Consider the following 15584-nt stretch of genomic DNA (forward strand, 5'->3'; position numbering starts at 1 on the left):
ATGGCTTCGACGGACGTCCGTGACCGCATTCTCGCGGCGGCACTGCACATCGTCGGCACGGAAGGCATTCCCGGCGTGACCAATCGGCGGATCGCGGCGCAGGCCGGGGTGTCGCTCGGCTCCATCACGTACCACTTCCCCACGCAGACGGACCTGCTGCGCGCCGCGCTGTCGGGATTCGTGACGGAGGAGACGCAACGGCTGTCGGAGCTGGCGGAGGGATACCGCGACAAGGGGCTGAGCTTCGAGGACGTCGCCGCACTGACCGAGAAGGTCGCGAAGGATCTGGCATTCTCCGCCGAACGGATCGCCCCGTTCGAGCTGTACATCCAGGCGGGCCGCGATCACGAACTCCGCCAGGCCGCCGCCGAATGTTTCGCCGCGTACGACGAATTGACGGTGACGATCCTCACCGCGCTCGGTGTCCCCGATGCGGTGTCGGTCGCCCCCACCGTCGTGGCGACCATCGCCGGCCTGCAGCTGCGCAGGCTCGCCACCGGAAGCGACGGCGAGCACGACTTCGCGGCGTCGGTGCTCCTGCTGCTGAAGGCCGCCTAGAAGCCCAGCCGGCCCAGCTGTTTCGGGTCGCGCTGCCAGTCCTTGGCGACCTTCACGTGCAGTTCGAGGAAGATCTTGGTGCCGAGCAGTTTCTCGATCTGCAGCCGCGCCTTGGTGCCCACCTCGCGGAGGCGGGCGCCGCCCTTGCCGATCACGATGCCCTTCTGCGACGGCCGCTCGACGTACAGCAGCGCGTGCACGTCGAGCAGTTCGCCCTGCTTCTCGGTACGTCCCTCGCGGGGGATGATCTCCTCGATGACCACGGCCAGCGAGTGCGGCAGTTCGTCGCCGAGCCCCTCGAGTGCGGCCTCGCGGATGAGTTCGGCCATCAGCGTCTCTTCGGGTTCGTCGGTGAGTTCGCCGTCCGGGTAGAACGCCGGCCCCTCCTCCATCTTCGACGCGAGGACGTCGACCAGCACCTCCACCTGCTCGCCGGACGCGGCGGACACCGGCACGACGTCCGTCTCCGGGCCGAGGAGCTGCGAGACTGCCAGCAACTGCTGCCCGACCATGTCCTTGCTGACCTTGTCGATCTTCGTGACGATGCCGACGAGCGTGGTCTTCGGCGCGATCTGCCGGACCTGCTGCACGATCCACCGGTCGCCGGGGCCGATCTTCTCGTCCGCCGGGATGCACAGGCAGATCACGTCGACCTCGGAGTAGGTGTCGCGCACGAGGTCGTTGAGGCGCTGACCGAGCAGCGTCCGGGGGCGGTGCAGCCCCGGGGTGTCGACGAGGATCAGCTGCGCGTGGTCGCGGTGCACGATGCCACGGATGGTGTGCCGGGTGGTTTGCGGGCGCGAGGACGTGATCGCGATCTTGCTGCCCACCAGCGCGTTGGTCAGCGTGGACTTGCCCGTGTTGGGACGTCCGACGAAACAGACGAATCCGGAACGGAATTCGGGTTTACTCATGTTGCTCCTCGATCACGGATCCATCGGTTCGCGCGAAGACGACGGCCGCCTGCGCACTGACTTCGTGTAGCGCGGCGATGCCCGGGTCGTCCGGGCTCCCGCCGATCACGGCGGCCGCCTCGAAACCCTCGGCACCGCTCGACACCGCCGCCGCGACCGCGGCCTGCAGCGCCGTCAGCGACAGCGACGTCAACGCCACCGCGCCCGCCGAGTAGGTTCGGCCGTCGAGATCGCGGACGGCGGCGCCCTGTCCACTTCCGGTGCGGCCGAATGCTCCTCGCGCGAGCACGATCAGTTTCGCGTCCTCGGCGTCCGGTTCAGTCATCGTCCCCCTCCCGTTCACGGTCGCTGACGTCGTCGTCCTCGTCGATCGGTGCGCGTTGCACGAAGACGGTGCTGATCCGCACCCGCCCGCGCACGTCGGGCGAACCCTCACCGCGGAGGACGAGGCCGTGCGAGACGACCTCGGAGCCCGGGAGCGGCACCCTGCCGAGTTCGTATCCGATGAGACCGCCGACTGTCTCGACCTCGTCGTTCTCCACCTCGATGCCGAACAGGTCACCGAGATCCTCGATCGGCAGCCGCGCGGACACGCGGTACATGCCGTCGCCGAGGTCCTCGACCGGCGGGGTCTCGTCCTGGTCGTACTCGTCGGCGATCTCCCCGACGATCTCCTCGATGACGTCCTCGATGGTGACGAGGCCTGCGATGCCGCCGTATTCGTCGACCAGCACCGCCATGTGGTTGCGGTCACGCTGCATCTCGGCGAGCAGGCTGTCGAGGGGTTTGGAATCGGGCACGAACACGGCGGGCCGCATCACGTCGCCGACGAGGACACTGCGTCCGCCGTCGCGGGAGTGATACGTCTGCTGCACGAGGTCCTTGAGGTAGACCACCCCGAGGACGTCGTCGACGTTCTCCCCGATCACCGGGATCCGCGAATGTCCGCTGCGGACGGCCAGCGACGTCGCCTGTCCGGCGCTCTTGTCGCTCTCGATCCACACCATCTCGGTGCGCGGCACCATCACCTCGCGGGCGGAGGTGTCGCCGAGTTCGAAGACGGACTGGATCATCCGGCGTTCCTCGTCGGCCACCACGCCGCGTTCCTGCGCCATGTCGACGAGTTCGCGCAGTTCGATCTCGGAGGCGAAGGGCCCGTTGCGGAATCCCTTGCCCGGAGTGATCGCGTTGCCGATCAGGATGAGCAGGCGGCTGATCGGACCCAGCAGGGTTCCGATGACCTGCAGGGGAAACGACGTGATCAACGCGATCGTGTAGGCGTGCTGGCGGCCGAGCGTCCGCGGGCCGACCCCGATCACCACGTAGTCGACGAGCACCATGATGACGGCGGTGAACGTCAGCGCCCACACGGGTTCGAGGAGATCGGACAACCCGCCCACGAGCACGACCGTCGCCGTGATCTCGCACAGGATGCGCAGCAGCACCATGAGATTCACGTACCGGGGCCGATCCGACAGGATGCGGAGCACCCGCGTGGCGCCGGGGCGATCCTCCTTCGCCATCTCCTCGATGCGCGCGGACGAGATCGTGTTGAGTGCGGAATCGACGGCGGCGAAGACACCGCCGAGAGGGACGAGGACGATCGCGAGGACGATCAGCGCGATGGCGCTAGTCACAGAAGACCCTTCACGTGGCGGTTACTGATCCGGGGCGTCGAAGAAGCCGGCCTTGCCGAGCAGCTTCTGGTCCCGGGCAGCGAGCGCGGCGTCGCGTTCGGCCCTGCGCAGATCCTCGTACCAGTCGTCGAGCAACTGGTTCTGCAGGCCGAACATCTCCTTCTCCTCCTCCGGTTCGGCGTGGTCGTAGCCGAGGAGGTGCAGCACACCGTGCACGGTGAGCAGAGCGAGTTCGTGGGCGAGCGGATGACCGGCCTTCTCGGCCTGGTCGGCGGCGAAGGACGGACACAGCACGATGTCCCCGAGCATCGACGGTCCCGGCTCGGGTGAATCCGGGCGGCCGCCGGGCTCGAGCTCGTCCATCGGGAACGACATCACGTCGGTGGGGCCGGGCAGGTCCATCCACCGCATGTGGAGGTCGGCCATGGTGGCCGAGTCCACGAGGACCATCGACAACTCGGCCGCGGGGTGCACGTCCATCCTCGCGATCACGAAGCGGGCAACGCTGATCAGCTCCTCTTCGGAGACGTCCATGCCCGATTCGTTCGAGACTTCGATGCTCATGTGTGTCGCTTCCTCCTGGTTCCGGCGACACTCACCCTACCGCCGTGGAGAACGCGAGTGCGCCGCTCTCCGCTGTGCGCGGTTCCCGAGCTCGACCTTGCCGTCCCGGTCCGCCTCGAAACGCTCGTACGCGTCGACGATGTCGGACACCAGGCGGTGCCGGACCACGTCGCTGCTGTTGAGTTCGGCGAAATAGATGTCGTCGATGTCACCGAGGATCTCGGTGGCCGCGCGGAGCCCGGACCGGGCGCCGCCCGGAAGGTCCACCTGCGTGACGTCGCCGGTGACGACGACCTTGGAACCGAAGCCGAGGCGGGTGAGGAACATCTTCATCTGCTCGGCGGTGGTGTTCTGCGCCTCGTCGAGGATGATGAACGCGTCGTTGAGTGTGCGACCACGCATGTACGCGAGCGGCGCCACCTCGATGACACCCGACTGCATCAGCTTCGGGATGGCCTCGGGGTCCATCATGTCGTGCAGGGCGTCGTGCAGCGGCCGCAGGTACGGATCGATCTTCTCGTGCAGCGTGCCCGGCAGGAACCCGAGACGCTCGCCCGCCTCGACCGCGGGGCGGGTGAGGATGATCCGCGACACCTGCTTGGTCTGCAGGGCCTGCACCGCCTTCGCCATCGCGAGGTAGGTCTTGCCGGTACCGGCAGGGCCGATGCCGAACACGATGGTGTTGGCGTCGATCGCGTCGACGTACCGCTTCTGGTTGAGCGTCTTCGGCCGGATCGTCTTGCCGCGCCGCGACAGGATGTCGAGGGTGAGAACCTCGGCCGGCGATTCGCTCAGGCCCTGCGTCAGCATGCCCACGGTGCGGCGGACCGCGTCGGGAGTCAGCGGCTGCCCGCGTCCGACGATGGCGCCCAGTTCCGCGATGACCCGCTCGGCGAGCGCGACGTCGCCGGGGCGTCCCGTCAACGTGACCGCGTTGCCGCGTACATGGATGTCTGCGTCCAGAACCCGTTCGAGAGCGCGCAGATTCTCGTCGGAAGAACCGAGGAGAGGCGGGACCGTTTCGGGTGGAAGATCGATACTCGAACGCACGGTGCGTTCCGCCGGACGCGTGGCGCCGAACGTCTCGCCGTTCTGGTCTTGTTCGCTCACGTGAGGGATATGGCCTTCTTCCCGGTTCCTGGTCGGTCACGACGGTCGTCGCGATGAAGGAAGTCTATCGCTCGCAGGTCACAGCGCCCACCCGATTACGCGACGCCGTCACCGATCCGAATCCTCCGGATTCGCGGGCAACCCCCGTGCCTGCCACGAGGGCGGGTTCGTGGCGACCGCAGTTCAGACCTCGCCGTCGTCGGACAGTAGCGCGTCCCGCGAGATCTTCCAGCACTCCGTTTCGGGGTTGAGGAAGGCGTAGTGGTCTTCGCCCTCGACGAGATGCAGCGCCACCGGATCCCCGGCGGCCTCCGCGGCCTCGCTGTACCGGACGCTCACCTTCGCCGGGACCTGTGCGTCCTCCGTGCCGTGGATGCAGACCACCGGAACCCCGACGGGGACGCGGTGCAGTGGGGACGCGGCGCGGTACCGATCCGGGTCTTCGTCGAACGGCACACCGAGGAGATCCTCGATGTACCCGATCCGCCGGCCGCGTTCCCCCGCCGAGGCCAGGTCGAGGGCGCCGGCCTGGGACACGACCCGCTCCGGCCGGACCGCCGTCTGCTTCGCGCCGGCGAGCCACACCGCGAGTTGCCCGCCGGCGGAGTGCCCGGCCACCCGGACCTTCGACAGGTCGAACGGGACGGGCGACCGCTCGGCGACCGGGCCGGCGATCGCGTCGAGCGCGGCGAGGACGTCGGCCGACATCTCGTCCCAGCGGCCGCCCGCACCGAGCCTGCGGTATTCGACGTTCCAGACGGCGACACCGTGGCGCGCCAGGTCGACCGCGAAACTCGTGCCCAGGTTCAGGTGGTATTTCCCGCTCCAGAAACCGCCGTGGACGACCATCACCACCGCCACCGGGCCCGGACCCGGATCCTCGGGCGGGTAGAAGTGCCCGAACTGCTGCGGTTCGGTGCCGTAGGCGATGCGAATGCGGTCCACGGACAGTCAGGCTAGCGGGGCCGCGCCCCAGCGGTCGGTGAGGACACCGATGGCGCCCAGCGCAACCGCCGCAGCGGTCGAGGTCCGCAGGACGTGCGGACCGAGCAGCACCGGCACGGCGCCGGCCTCGGTCAGCGCGGTGATCTCGTCCTCGGAGATGCCGCCCTCGGGACCGACGACGAGCACGATCTCGGCGGCCGACCGGAGCGGCAGCTCGGCGAGGCCCTGCGTCGCGGCCTCGTGCAGCACGGCGACGACTCCGCCGCGTCCGATCACCTCGCGGACGACGGCGAGCATCCCGGCGGTGCGGTGCAGTTCCGACACCGCGGGCACGATCGCCCGCCGGGACTGTTTGGCGGCGGCGAGTGCGGCGCTACGCCAGCGCGCGACACCCTTCGCGACCTTCGGGCCCTCCCACCGCGCCACGCACCGCGAGGACTGCCACGGCACGATGGCGTCGACCCCGGCCTCGGTGGCCAGCTCGACCGCCAACTCGGATCGCTCCGCCTTCGGAAGCGCTTGCACCACAGTGACACTCGGCGACGGCGCCGACACCTGCCTGCGATCGTGGACGGTCAGCTCGAGCCGGTCCTTCCCGGCGGCCGTCACCTCGGTGTCGGCGAGACCGCCCCGTCCGTCGGCCAGCACGATCCGCTCTCCCACACCGATCCGGCGCACCGTCGCGGCATGCCTGCCCTCCGGGCCGTCCAGGACGGCGGTGCTCCCCACCTCGGGCAGCGGGTCGAGGAAGAAGACCGTCGCCGCCACGGTCAGCGACCGCTGAACGCTTCGCGCAGGCGCGAGAACAATCCGCCGCTGTGCTGGGACTGCGTGGAGACGACCTCGGCGACGTCGCGGTCGCGCAGGTCCTTGAGTTCGCGGAGAAGCTTCGTCTCCTTGTGGTCGAGGCGCGAGGGAACCACGACCTCGAGGTGCGCGTGCACGTCGCCGCGGATACCGGACCGCAGCTTCGGCATGCCGTGCCCGCGCAGGACCGTCACCGATCCCGGCTGGGTTCCCGGCTCGATGGTGATCTCCTTGGGCCCGTCGATGATCGTGTCGACCGTCACGGTGGTGCCGAGGGCGGCGTCGATCATCGGAACCCGGATCGTGCAGTGCAGGTCTTCGCCGTCGCGCACGAACACCTCGTGCGCCTGCTCGACCACCTCGACGTACAGATCGCCCGCGGGTCCGCCGCCGGGGCCGACCTCGCCCTGCGCGGCGAGACGGATCCGCATGCCGCCCGCGACGCCGGCGGGCACCTTCACCGTGATGTCGCGCCGGGCGCGCACCCGGCCGTCGCCGCCGCACTTGTGGCACGGGTCGGGGATCGTCTCGCCCGCGCCGCGGCAGGTGGGACACGGCCGCGAGGTCATGACCTGACCGAGGAACGACCGCTGCACCGACTGGACCTCGCCCGCGCCGCCGCACGTCTCACAACGCACCGGCTTGGAGTCGCCGTTGGTGCCCGAACCGGTGCAGCTGTCGCAGAGGATCGCCGTCTCGACGGTGACGTGCTTGCTGACGCCGGTCGCACACTCCGCCAACGTCAGCTTGGTGCGCAGAAGCGAATCGGCGCCCGGCTGGACGCGGCCGCGCGGCCCGCGGCCCGCACCGCCTCCGCCGCCGAAGAACGCTTCGAACACGTCGCCGAGGCCGCCACCGAAATTGCCGCCGAAGCCGGCACCGCCTCCGCCGCCGCCCGAGGAGAGAGGGTCGCCGCCGAGGTCGACGATCCGCCGCTTCTCCGGATCCGACAGCACCTCGTAGGCCGTCGAGATGTCCCGGAACCGGGCCTGCGCCGCCTCGTCGGGGTTCACGTCGGGATGCAGTTCCCTCGCCAGCTTGCGGTACGCGCGCTTGAGCTCCTGGTCGGTCGCCTTCTGATCGACGCCGAGCGTTGCGTAGTAATCCCGTGCCACGTTGAGTCTCTCGTCCTTCTCTGCTTCGTTATCTCGCCACTGGTCCGTGTGCGCCGCCTGCGTGCGGCGCTGTCGCCGGGCCGGCCGTCACCGCTCGGCGAGCACCTGGCCGATGTATCTCGCAACGGCTGCCACCGACGCGATTGTTCCCGGATAGTCCATCCGGGTAGGTCCGAGCACGCCCATTCCGCCGAGCACGGTGCCCGCCGCACCGTAGCCGGTCGAGATGACGGAGGTGCCGCGCATCTGCTCCACCTGGGTTTCCTCGCCGATCCGCACCGTCACCGTGCCTGCGTCCTGGGTGGCGGCCAGCAGCTTGAGCACCACCACCTGCTCCTCGAGCGCCTCGAGGACCGCGCGCAGCGAACCGGGGAATCCGCTGATCCCCGTGAAGTCGGCCGCGTTGCGGGTCAGGTTCGCGGTGCCGCCGAGGACCAGTCGCTCCTCGGGATGCTCGACGAGCGTTTCCACCAGCACGGTGGCCGAACGGACCACGGCGTCGCGCAGGTCTTCGGGGGCCTCGTCGGCCAGCTCCGACACGGCGATGGACGCCGCCGCCAGCCGTTTGCCGTCGAGGGCGCCGCCGAGCAATCCGCGCAGCCGCGCCAGGTCCTCGTCGTCGAGGACGTCGCCGAGTTCGACGATGCGCTGATCCACTCGGCCCGAATCGGTGATGAGCACCAGCAGCAGACGGGCGGGGGTCAGCGCGACCACCTCGAGGTGCCGGACCGACGACGCCGACAATGTGGGATATTGCACAACCGCGACCTGGCGTGTGAGTTGCGCGAGCAGGCGCACACCGCGCCGGAGAACGTCGTCCAGGTCGACCCCGGACTCGAGGAAATCGAGGATCGCGCGGCGCTCCGCCGTCGACAGCGGCTTCACGTCGGCGATGCGGTCGACGAACTGCCGGTAGCCCTTGTCGGTGGGGACGCGACCGGAACTCGTGTGCGGCTGGGCGATGTAGCCCTCGCTCTCGAGGAACGCCATGTCGTTGCGCACCGTCGCACTGGACACACCCAGATTGTGCCGCTCGACCAGCGCCTTCGATCCCACCGGCTCCTGGGTCGAGACGTAGTCGGCGACGATCGCGCGGAGAACCTCGAACCGTCTGTCGTCCGTGCTCGACATCGCCGTCCACCTCCAGTTCTCGATCGTCGCGAGCAACGGCGTCACCGAACCTTCGTTCGGGTCGGCCGTCGCATCCCCTGAGCTACGCGCAGATGCGCGTGCGTCTCGGCTCGGTCCAGTCTAATCGCCGCGTCACCGATACCGGCTCAGGCCTTACTGTGGTGGGCGGAGACGAGCAGTGGCAACGACCAGGGGCGGATGGCGAGGCGATGATTTTCAAGGGTGTCATGGACGGCAAGCCGTACCCGGACCACGGGTTGTCGCTGCGCGACTGGTCCAAGATCCCGCCGCGGCAGGTGCGGCTCGACGAGATCGTCACCACGACCAAGGTTCTCGAACTCGACCGGCTGCTGTCGGAGGACTCGACGTTCTACGGCGACCTGTTCCCGCACGCGGTGCAGTGGCACGGGGTGCTGTACCTCGAGGACGGATTGCACCGGGCGGTGCGCTCGGCGCTGAGGAACCGCGTCGTGCTGCACGCCCGCGTGTTCGACTACGACGAGATGCCCGGCATCGTCACGGCCTGAGCCGGCCGCACGTCAGCGCAGCACCGACCGGACCACGGCGTCGGCGAGGAGCCGTCCGCGTTCGGTCAGCACCAGGTGTTCCCCCGCCCGCACCAGCAGTCCGTCGGCGATCACCGCCTCGGCCGCGCTCTTCTCCACGTCGTCGAGTTCCGCCACGGGAAGTCCCGTGCGCAGCCGCGCCGTCAACATCACCCGCTCGACGTGGACGTCCTCCCCCGTCAGCTGCTCGCTGCCGCCGACCGGCAGGCTTCCCGCCGCCAGCTGGTCCGCGTAGCGCGCCGGATGCTTGACGTTCCACCAGCGCACCCCGCCGACGTGGCTGTGCGCGCCCGGCCCGGCGCCCCACCAGTCCCCGCCGTCCCAGTAGCCCAGGTTGTGCCGGCACGCCGCGCCTTCGCGCGCCCAGTTCGACACCTCGTACCAGGTCAGGCCCGCCTCGGCGAGCCTGGCGTCGATCCGCTCGTACCGCGACGCGAGCACGTCGTCGTCGGGCGCGGGCAATTCACCGCGGCGCACCTTCCGCGCCAGCGCGGTGCCGTCCTCGACGATCAGCGCGTACGCGGACACGTGATCCACGCCCGCGGAGAGCACCGCGTCCAGCGAGAGGTCGAGGTCCTCGTCCCGCTCCCCCGGCGTGCCGTAGATGAGGTCGAGATTGACGTGCCCGAATCCGGCCGCCCGCGCCTCCAGAGCGGCCGCGACCGCGCGCCCCGGCGTGTGGGTGCGGTCGAGCACCTTCAGCACGTGCTGCGCCGCCGACTGCATGCCCAGCGAGATCCGCGTGAATCCGCCCGCGAGCAACCGCTCGAAGAACTCCGGCGACGTGGACTCCGGGTTCGATTCCGTGGTCACCTCGGCGCCGTCCGAGAGCCCGAAACTCGACCGGACCGCGCCGAGGACGTCCGCCAGGCCGTCGCCGCCGAGCAGGGACGGCGTGCCGCCGCCGACGAAGACCGTGTCGACAGCCGGGGCGCCCGTCATCTGCGCGGCCAGGTCGAGTTCGCGGCGCAACCCCTCCATCCACGACTGCGGCGACGCCGACGTCCCCAGCTCACCGGCCATGTACGTGTTGAAATCGCAATATCCGCAGCGTGTGGCACAGAACGGCACGTGCACGTAGATCCCGAACGGCCGGCTCCCCACGCCCGCCAGCGCCCGTCCGGGCAGCGCGAACGCCGCCGCCTCGTCGCGACCCGTGGTAGCAGTGCTCGTTCCGTTCACCCCACCAGTGTCCCAGGCTTCTCGCCCCGACCTCCCCACCCGACCGTCGCCGCCCCTCGTCGTGATATTTCCCGCAAAAATGGTGGAAATCGGTGCCCGGCTCTGCGTGAGCGATCTGACGTGGCACAATGGTCCCCATGACCGGACCCGGAGTGCGACTTGTGGCGCGTCGTCACGTCGATCTCAAGCGTGTCTGCAGCTGTTGTTGTCTGCCCTGTATCGCGCAGTAATTCAGCCTGTCAGCCCGTTCATCATTCTTCTCGACTTCCGGCCGGATTCGAATGCCCCGAGCGAGGATCAGCCCTCCTCCTCGGCCTCAGCCGGTGCATCGTGAGATTCAGGAGTGCTCCATGACGTCGACCACCGACGCCTCCCCCGCTGCCGCCCAGGCAGCACCCGCGCGCACGCGCACGGCGAAGCCGGCCCGGCGACGTGCCGAAGGCCAGTGGGCCCTCGGCTACCGCGAGCCCCTCAATGCCAACGAGCAGGCCAAGAAGGACGACAACCCGCTCAACGTCCGGGCCCGCATCGAGAACATCTACTCGAAGCAGGGCTTCGACAGCATCGACAAGGGCGACCTGCGCGGACGCATGCGCTGGTGGGGCCTCTACACCCAGCGCGAGCAGGGTTACGACGGCACCTTCACCGGCGACGAGAACATCGACCTGCTCGAGGCCCGGTACTTCATGATGCGGGTCCGCTGCGACGCCGGCGCCCTGAACGTCGAGCAGCTGCGCACCCTCGGCGGCATCTCCACGGACTTCGGTCGCGACACCGCCGACCTCTCCGACCGCGAGAACGTCCAGTACCACTGGATCGAGATCGAGAACGTCCCGGAGATCTGGAAGCGCCTCGAGTCCGTCGGCCTGCAGACCACCGAGGCCTGCGGCGACTGCCCGCGTGTGGTGCTCGGCTCCCCGCTGGCCGGCGAGTCCCTCGACGAGGTCCTCGACCCCACGCCCGCGATCGACGAGATCGTCCGCCGCTACATCGGCAAGCCCGAGTACTCCAACCTGCCGCGCAAGTTCAAGACCGCGATCTCCGGCCAGCAGGACGTGGTGCACGAGATCAACGACGTCGCGTTCGTCGGCGTCAACCACCCCGAGCACGGACCCGGCCTGGACCTGTGGGTCGGCGGCGGCCTGTCCACCAACCCGATGCTCGCGCAGCGGGTCGGCGTGTGGGTGCCGCTCGACGAGGTGCCGGACGTGTGGGAGGCCGTCGTCTCGATCTTCCGCGACTACGGCTACCGCCGGCTGCGCTCCAAGGCGCGGCTGAAGTTCCTGATCAAGGACTGGGGCATCGAGAAGTTCCGCGAGGTGCTCGAGACCGAGTACCTGAAGCGGAAGCTGATCGACGGCCCGGCACCGGCCAAGCCGGAGCGCCCGATCGACCACATCGGTGTGCAGAAGCTGCGCAACGGGCTCAACGCGATCGGCTTCTCCCCGATCGCGGGCCGGGTGTCGGGCACCATCCTGACCAAGGTGGCCGAGGCGGTCGCCGCCGTCGGTTCCGACCGCGTCCGCTTCACCCCGTACCAGAAGCTGATCGTGCTCGACGTGCCGGACGACAAGGTCGAATGGCTGATCGACGAGCTCAAGCCCCTCGGGCTGCACGGACGCCCGTCGCACTGGCGTCGAAACCTGCTGGCATGCAGCGGCATCGAGTTCTGCAAGCTGTCGTTCACCGAGACCCGCAAGCGGTCGCAGGTGCTCGCGCCGGAACTCGAGGAGCGCCTGGCCGACATCAACGCCAGCCTGGACGTGCCGATCACGGTGAACATCAACGGCTGCCCGAACTCCTGCGGCCGGTCCCAGATCGCCGACATCGGGTTCAAGGGCATGCTCGTCGACGATGGTGCGGGCAACCAGATCGAGGGCTTCCAGGTGCACCTGGGCGGCAGCCTCGGCCTCGACGCCGGTTTCGGCCGCAAGCTGCGCCAGCACAAGGTGACCAGCGGGGAGCTGGGCGACTACATCGAGCGCGTGGTGCGCCAATTCGTCAAGCACCGCAACGAGGGCGAGCGATTCGCCGAGTGGACCGTCCGAGCAGACGAGGAGGACCTGCGATGAGCGTCGACCTGTCCAGCGCAACCGAGGGCGACCTGAGGGAGCTCGCCGCGCGGGGAGCGGCAAGCCTCGAGGGTGCCTCCGCGCGGGAGCTGCTGCAGTGGACGGAAGAGACGTTCGGGAGCGGGGCGAGCGAGGGGACGGGGTATCGCAACAGCTTCATCGTTGCGTCGAACATGCAGGACGGCGTGCTGGTTCACCTCGCCGCCCAGGTTCATCCCGGCGTGGACGTGCTGTTCCTCGACACCGGCTACCACTTCGCGGAGACCATCGGCACCCGTGACGCCGTCGAGCAGGTGTACGGCGTCAACGTGATCAACGCGCGCGCCGAGGCGAGTGTCGCCGAACAGGATGCGGCGGAGGGCAAGGATCTGTTCGCTCGCGAACCCAACCGGTGCTGCGCACTGCGGAAGGTTGCCCCGCTGAAGAAGACGCTCGCCGGCTACAAGGCGTGGGTCACCGGCATCCGCCGGGTCGAGGCCCCCACACGCGCCAACGCCCCCCTGATCTCGTTCGACGACGCGTTCGGTCTGGTGAAGATCAATCCGATCGCCGCGTGGTCCGACGAAGACATGCAGTCCTACATCGACGAGCACTCGATTCTGGTGAATCCTCTCGTCGACGAGGGCTATCCGTCCATCGGGTGCGCTCCGTGCACCAGCAAGCCAGCCCCCGGCAGCGATCCGCGCAGCGGTCGCTGGGCCGGTCAGGCCAAGACAGAATGCGGGTTGCACGCCTCATGACCATCGACATCTCCACTTCCCTCGCAGAAGCCGCCGTCCGGCCGCAATTGGACGGGACGCAGTTCGACACGCTCGACGCACTCGAGTCGGAAGCGATCCACATCTTCCGTGAGGTCGCGGGCGAGTTCGAACGCCCCGTGATCCTGTTCTCCGGCGGCAAGGACTCCACGGTGCTGCTGCACCTGGCGATCAAGGCGTTCTGGCCTGCACCGCTGCCGTTCGCGCTGCTGCACGTGGACACCGGCCACAACCTGCAGGAAGTCCTCGACTTCCGCGATCATGTCGTGTCCAAGTACAACCTGCGACTGCACGTGGCGAAGGTCGAGGACTACCTGGCCGACGGCCGGCTCACCGAGCGTCCCGACGGGATCCGGAACCCGCTGCAGACGGTTCCCCTGCTCGACGCGATCTCCGAGAACCGTTTCGACGCGGTCTTCGGCGGCGCTCGACGCGACGAGGAGCGGGCCCGGGCGAAGGAGCGGATCTTCTCGCTGCGCAACAGTTTCGGCCAGTGGGATCCGAAGAAGCAACGCCCCGAACTGTGGAACCTGTACAACGGCAAGCACTCCCCCGGTGAGCAGGTCCGCGTGTTCCCGCTCAGCAACTTCACCGAACTCGACATCTGGCGGTACATCGCCCGCGACAACGTCGAACTGGCCAGCATCTACTACGCGCATCAGCGCGAGGTGTACCAGCGTGACGGCATGTGGATGACGCCCGGCGTGTGGGGCGGGCCGACCGAGGGTGAGGACCTGCAGACGCTGTCGGTGCGGTACCGCACCGTCGGCGACGGGTCCACCACCGGCGCAGTTCTTTCCGAGGCCGGCGACAACGAGGCGATCCTCGCCGAGGTCGCGGCGTCCCGGCTGACCGAGCGCGGCGCAACCCGTGGCGACGACCGAGTTTCCGAAGCGGCCATGGAAGACCGCAAGCGAGAGGGCTATTTCTGATCATGAGCGATCTTCTGAGGCTTGCCACCGCCGGCAGTGTGGACGACGGCAAGTCGACCCTCGTCGGCCGTCTGCTGTACGACACGAAATCAGTTCTCGCCGATCAGATCGACGCCGTCACCCGGGCGTCGGTGGACAGGGGACTGTCCACCCCCGACCTCTCGCTGCTGGTCGACGGCCTGCGCGCGGAACGCGAGCAGGGCATCACGATCGACGTGGCGTACCGCTACTTCGCGACGCCCAACCGCACCTTCGTGCTCGCCGACACCCCCGGTCACGTGCAGTACACCCGCAACACCGTCTCCGGCGCGTCCACCGCGCAGCTGGTGATCCTGCTGGTCGACGCGCGCAAGGGCGTCATCTCGCAGACGCGGAAGCACGCGGCCGTCCTGGCGCTGCTGGGTGTCCCCAAGCTGGTGCTGGCCGTCAACAAGATCGACCTCGTCGAGGACCCGGCCACCGTGTTCGCGGACATCTCGGCGGAATTCAACTCTCTGACCAGTTCGCTCGGCTGGGCGTCCGAGGACGTCGTCGAGATCCCCGTATCGGCCCTGCACGGCGACAACGTGGCCGTGCGCTCCGAGAACACCCCGTACTACGACGGCCCCACCCTGATCGAGCACCTCGAGTCGATCCCGGTGGACGCCGAACCGCACCGGGTGGGTCTCCGCTTCCCCGTGCAATACGTGATCCGTCCGCGCACGGCCGAGTTCCCGGACTACCGCGGGTACGCGGGACAGGTCGCCGCCGGTGAGGTGACCCCGGGCGACGAGGTCGTGATCCTGCCGTCGGGTGTGCGCACCATCGTCACCCGGATCGACACGGCGGACGGCGAGCTCGACAGCGCCCACGCCGGCCGCAGCGTCACCCTCGTGCTGGCCGACGACGTCGACGTCTCCCGCGGCGACGTCATCGCCTCTCCCGCCGACGCCCCGGAGCCGCTCGGTGAGTTCGACGCGACCGTCTGCTGGCTGGCGGAGAAGCCGCTGCGCCCCGGTGCCCGCCTGCTGCTCAAGCACGGCACCCGCACCACGCAGGCCATCGTGGGCACACTCGTCGAGCGTTTCAACGAGCAGGAGCTGACGTCGGAGGCCGCCCCGGAGTCGCTGGAGCTCAACGAGATCGGCAAGATCTCGGTGCGTGTCGCGGAGCCGATCGTCGCCGACGACTACACCGTGAACCGCCACACCGGCAGCTTCCTGCTGATCGATCCGGCCGGCGGCAACACGCTCGCGGCCGGCCTCGTCGGAGATGCGATCGCAGCGGTGGAGCTCGGCGAGCGCGTCTAGTGCG

17 protein-coding genes are annotated in these 15584 nt (G+C 68.9%); 7 read left to right on the top strand and 10 right to left on the bottom strand.

Going from position 1 to position 15584, the window contains the following annotated elements; translation table 11 throughout:
- Complete coding sequence (locus tag ROP_RS04690) at positions 1-558, top strand: TetR/AcrR family transcriptional regulator (protein WP_012688194.1); 558 nt, start codon at positions 1-3, stop codon at positions 556-558.
- On the opposite strand, the gene era is transcribed toward ROP_RS04690, so the two are convergent.
- The 9 genes from era to hrcA all read right to left on the bottom strand — a co-directional run bounded on the left by era (position 555) and on the right by hrcA (position 8781).
- Positions 555-1472: a GTPase Era gene (gene era, locus ROP_RS04695; RefSeq protein WP_012688195.1), complete on the bottom strand. Its 918-nt coding sequence runs from the start codon at positions 1470-1472 to the stop codon at positions 555-557. The genes ROP_RS04690 and era overlap by 4 nt on opposite strands.
- Positions 1465-1797 (bottom strand): hypothetical protein, encoded by a 333-nt coding sequence (locus tag ROP_RS04700; protein ID WP_012688196.1) that lies wholly within the window; start codon positions 1795-1797, stop codon positions 1465-1467. The genes era and ROP_RS04700 overlap by 8 nt, the downstream gene beginning before the upstream one ends.
- Positions 1790-3109: a hemolysin family protein gene (locus ROP_RS04705; protein WP_012688197.1), complete on the bottom strand. Its 1320-nt coding sequence runs from the start codon at positions 3107-3109 to the stop codon at positions 1790-1792. The genes ROP_RS04700 and ROP_RS04705 overlap by 8 nt, the downstream gene beginning before the upstream one ends.
- Positions 3110-3130: 21 nt before the next feature.
- Positions 3131-3673: an rRNA maturation RNase YbeY gene (gene ybeY / locus ROP_RS04710; RefSeq protein ID WP_012688198.1), complete on the bottom strand. Its 543-nt coding sequence runs from the start codon at positions 3671-3673 to the stop codon at positions 3131-3133.
- 36 nt (positions 3674-3709) lie between these two features.
- Positions 3710-4783 (bottom strand): PhoH family protein, encoded by a 1074-nt coding sequence (locus ROP_RS04715; RefSeq protein ID WP_012688199.1) that lies wholly within the window; start codon positions 4781-4783, stop codon positions 3710-3712.
- 183 nt (positions 4784-4966) lie between these two features.
- Positions 4967-5728, bottom strand: coding sequence for an alpha/beta hydrolase family protein (locus ROP_RS04720; protein ID WP_012688200.1), 762 nt, complete (start codon positions 5726-5728; stop codon positions 4967-4969).
- Positions 5729-5734: 6 nt separating this feature from the next.
- Positions 5735-6496: a 16S rRNA (uracil(1498)-N(3))-methyltransferase gene (locus tag ROP_RS04725; RefSeq protein WP_012688201.1), complete on the bottom strand. Its 762-nt coding sequence runs from the start codon at positions 6494-6496 to the stop codon at positions 5735-5737.
- Positions 6497-6498: 2 nt separating this feature from the next.
- Complete coding sequence (dnaJ, locus tag ROP_RS04730; protein WP_012688202.1) at positions 6499-7650, bottom strand: molecular chaperone DnaJ; 1152 nt, start codon at positions 7648-7650, stop codon at positions 6499-6501.
- Positions 7651-7737: 87 nt separating this feature from the next.
- Positions 7738-8781 carry a heat-inducible transcriptional repressor HrcA gene (hrcA, locus tag ROP_RS04735; RefSeq protein ID WP_012688203.1) on the bottom strand — a complete coding sequence of 348 codons (1044 nt, stop codon included), beginning with the start codon at positions 8779-8781 and terminating at the stop codon, positions 7738-7740.
- A gap of 209 nt (positions 8782-8990) precedes the next feature.
- On the opposite strand from hrcA, the gene ROP_RS04740 reads away from it, so the two are divergent.
- Complete coding sequence (locus ROP_RS04740) at positions 8991-9308, top strand: type II toxin-antitoxin system VapB family antitoxin (RefSeq protein WP_005261240.1); 318 nt, start codon at positions 8991-8993, stop codon at positions 9306-9308.
- A 12-nt stretch (positions 9309-9320) separates the two neighbouring features.
- Here the strand turns inward: ROP_RS04740 and hemW are convergent, their stop codons facing one another.
- Positions 9321-10529, bottom strand: coding sequence for a radical SAM family heme chaperone HemW (hemW, locus tag ROP_RS04745; protein WP_012688204.1), 1209 nt, complete (start codon positions 10527-10529; stop codon positions 9321-9323).
- Between the two features lie 137 nt (positions 10530-10666).
- Between hemW and ROP_RS45200 the strand changes: the two genes are divergently transcribed.
- The 5 genes from ROP_RS45200 to ROP_RS04765 all read left to right on the top strand — a co-directional run bounded on the left by ROP_RS45200 (position 10667) and on the right by ROP_RS04765 (position 15580).
- On the top strand, positions 10667-10759 hold the full coding sequence (locus ROP_RS45200; RefSeq protein WP_368681498.1) for an Ms4527A family Cys-rich leader peptide: 93 nt from the start codon (positions 10667-10669) through the stop codon (positions 10757-10759).
- A 120-nt stretch (positions 10760-10879) separates the two neighbouring features.
- Positions 10880-12601 (top strand): nitrite/sulfite reductase, encoded by a 1722-nt coding sequence (locus ROP_RS04750; RefSeq protein ID WP_012688205.1) that lies wholly within the window; start codon positions 10880-10882, stop codon positions 12599-12601.
- Positions 12598-13341, top strand: a complete 744-nt coding sequence (locus tag ROP_RS04755; RefSeq protein WP_012688206.1) for a phosphoadenylyl-sulfate reductase — start codon at positions 12598-12600, stop codon at positions 13339-13341. The genes ROP_RS04750 and ROP_RS04755 overlap by 4 nt, the downstream gene beginning before the upstream one ends.
- The gene (gene cysD / locus ROP_RS04760) at positions 13338-14291 is read left to right on the top strand and encodes a sulfate adenylyltransferase subunit CysD (RefSeq protein WP_012688207.1); all 954 of its coding nucleotides are present in this window, start codon (positions 13338-13340) and stop codon (positions 14289-14291) included. Before ROP_RS04755 ends, cysD begins: the two co-directional genes overlap by 4 nt.
- Before the next feature lie 2 nt (positions 14292-14293).
- Positions 14294-15580, top strand: a complete 1287-nt coding sequence (locus ROP_RS04765) for a sulfate adenylyltransferase subunit 1 (RefSeq protein WP_012688208.1) — start codon at positions 14294-14296, stop codon at positions 15578-15580.
- Positions 15581-15584: the final 4 nt, after the last annotated feature.

Source organism: Rhodococcus opacus B4 (assembly GCF_000010805.1).
GTDB lineage: Bacteria > Actinomycetota > Actinomycetes > Mycobacteriales > Mycobacteriaceae > Rhodococcus_F > Rhodococcus_F opacus_C.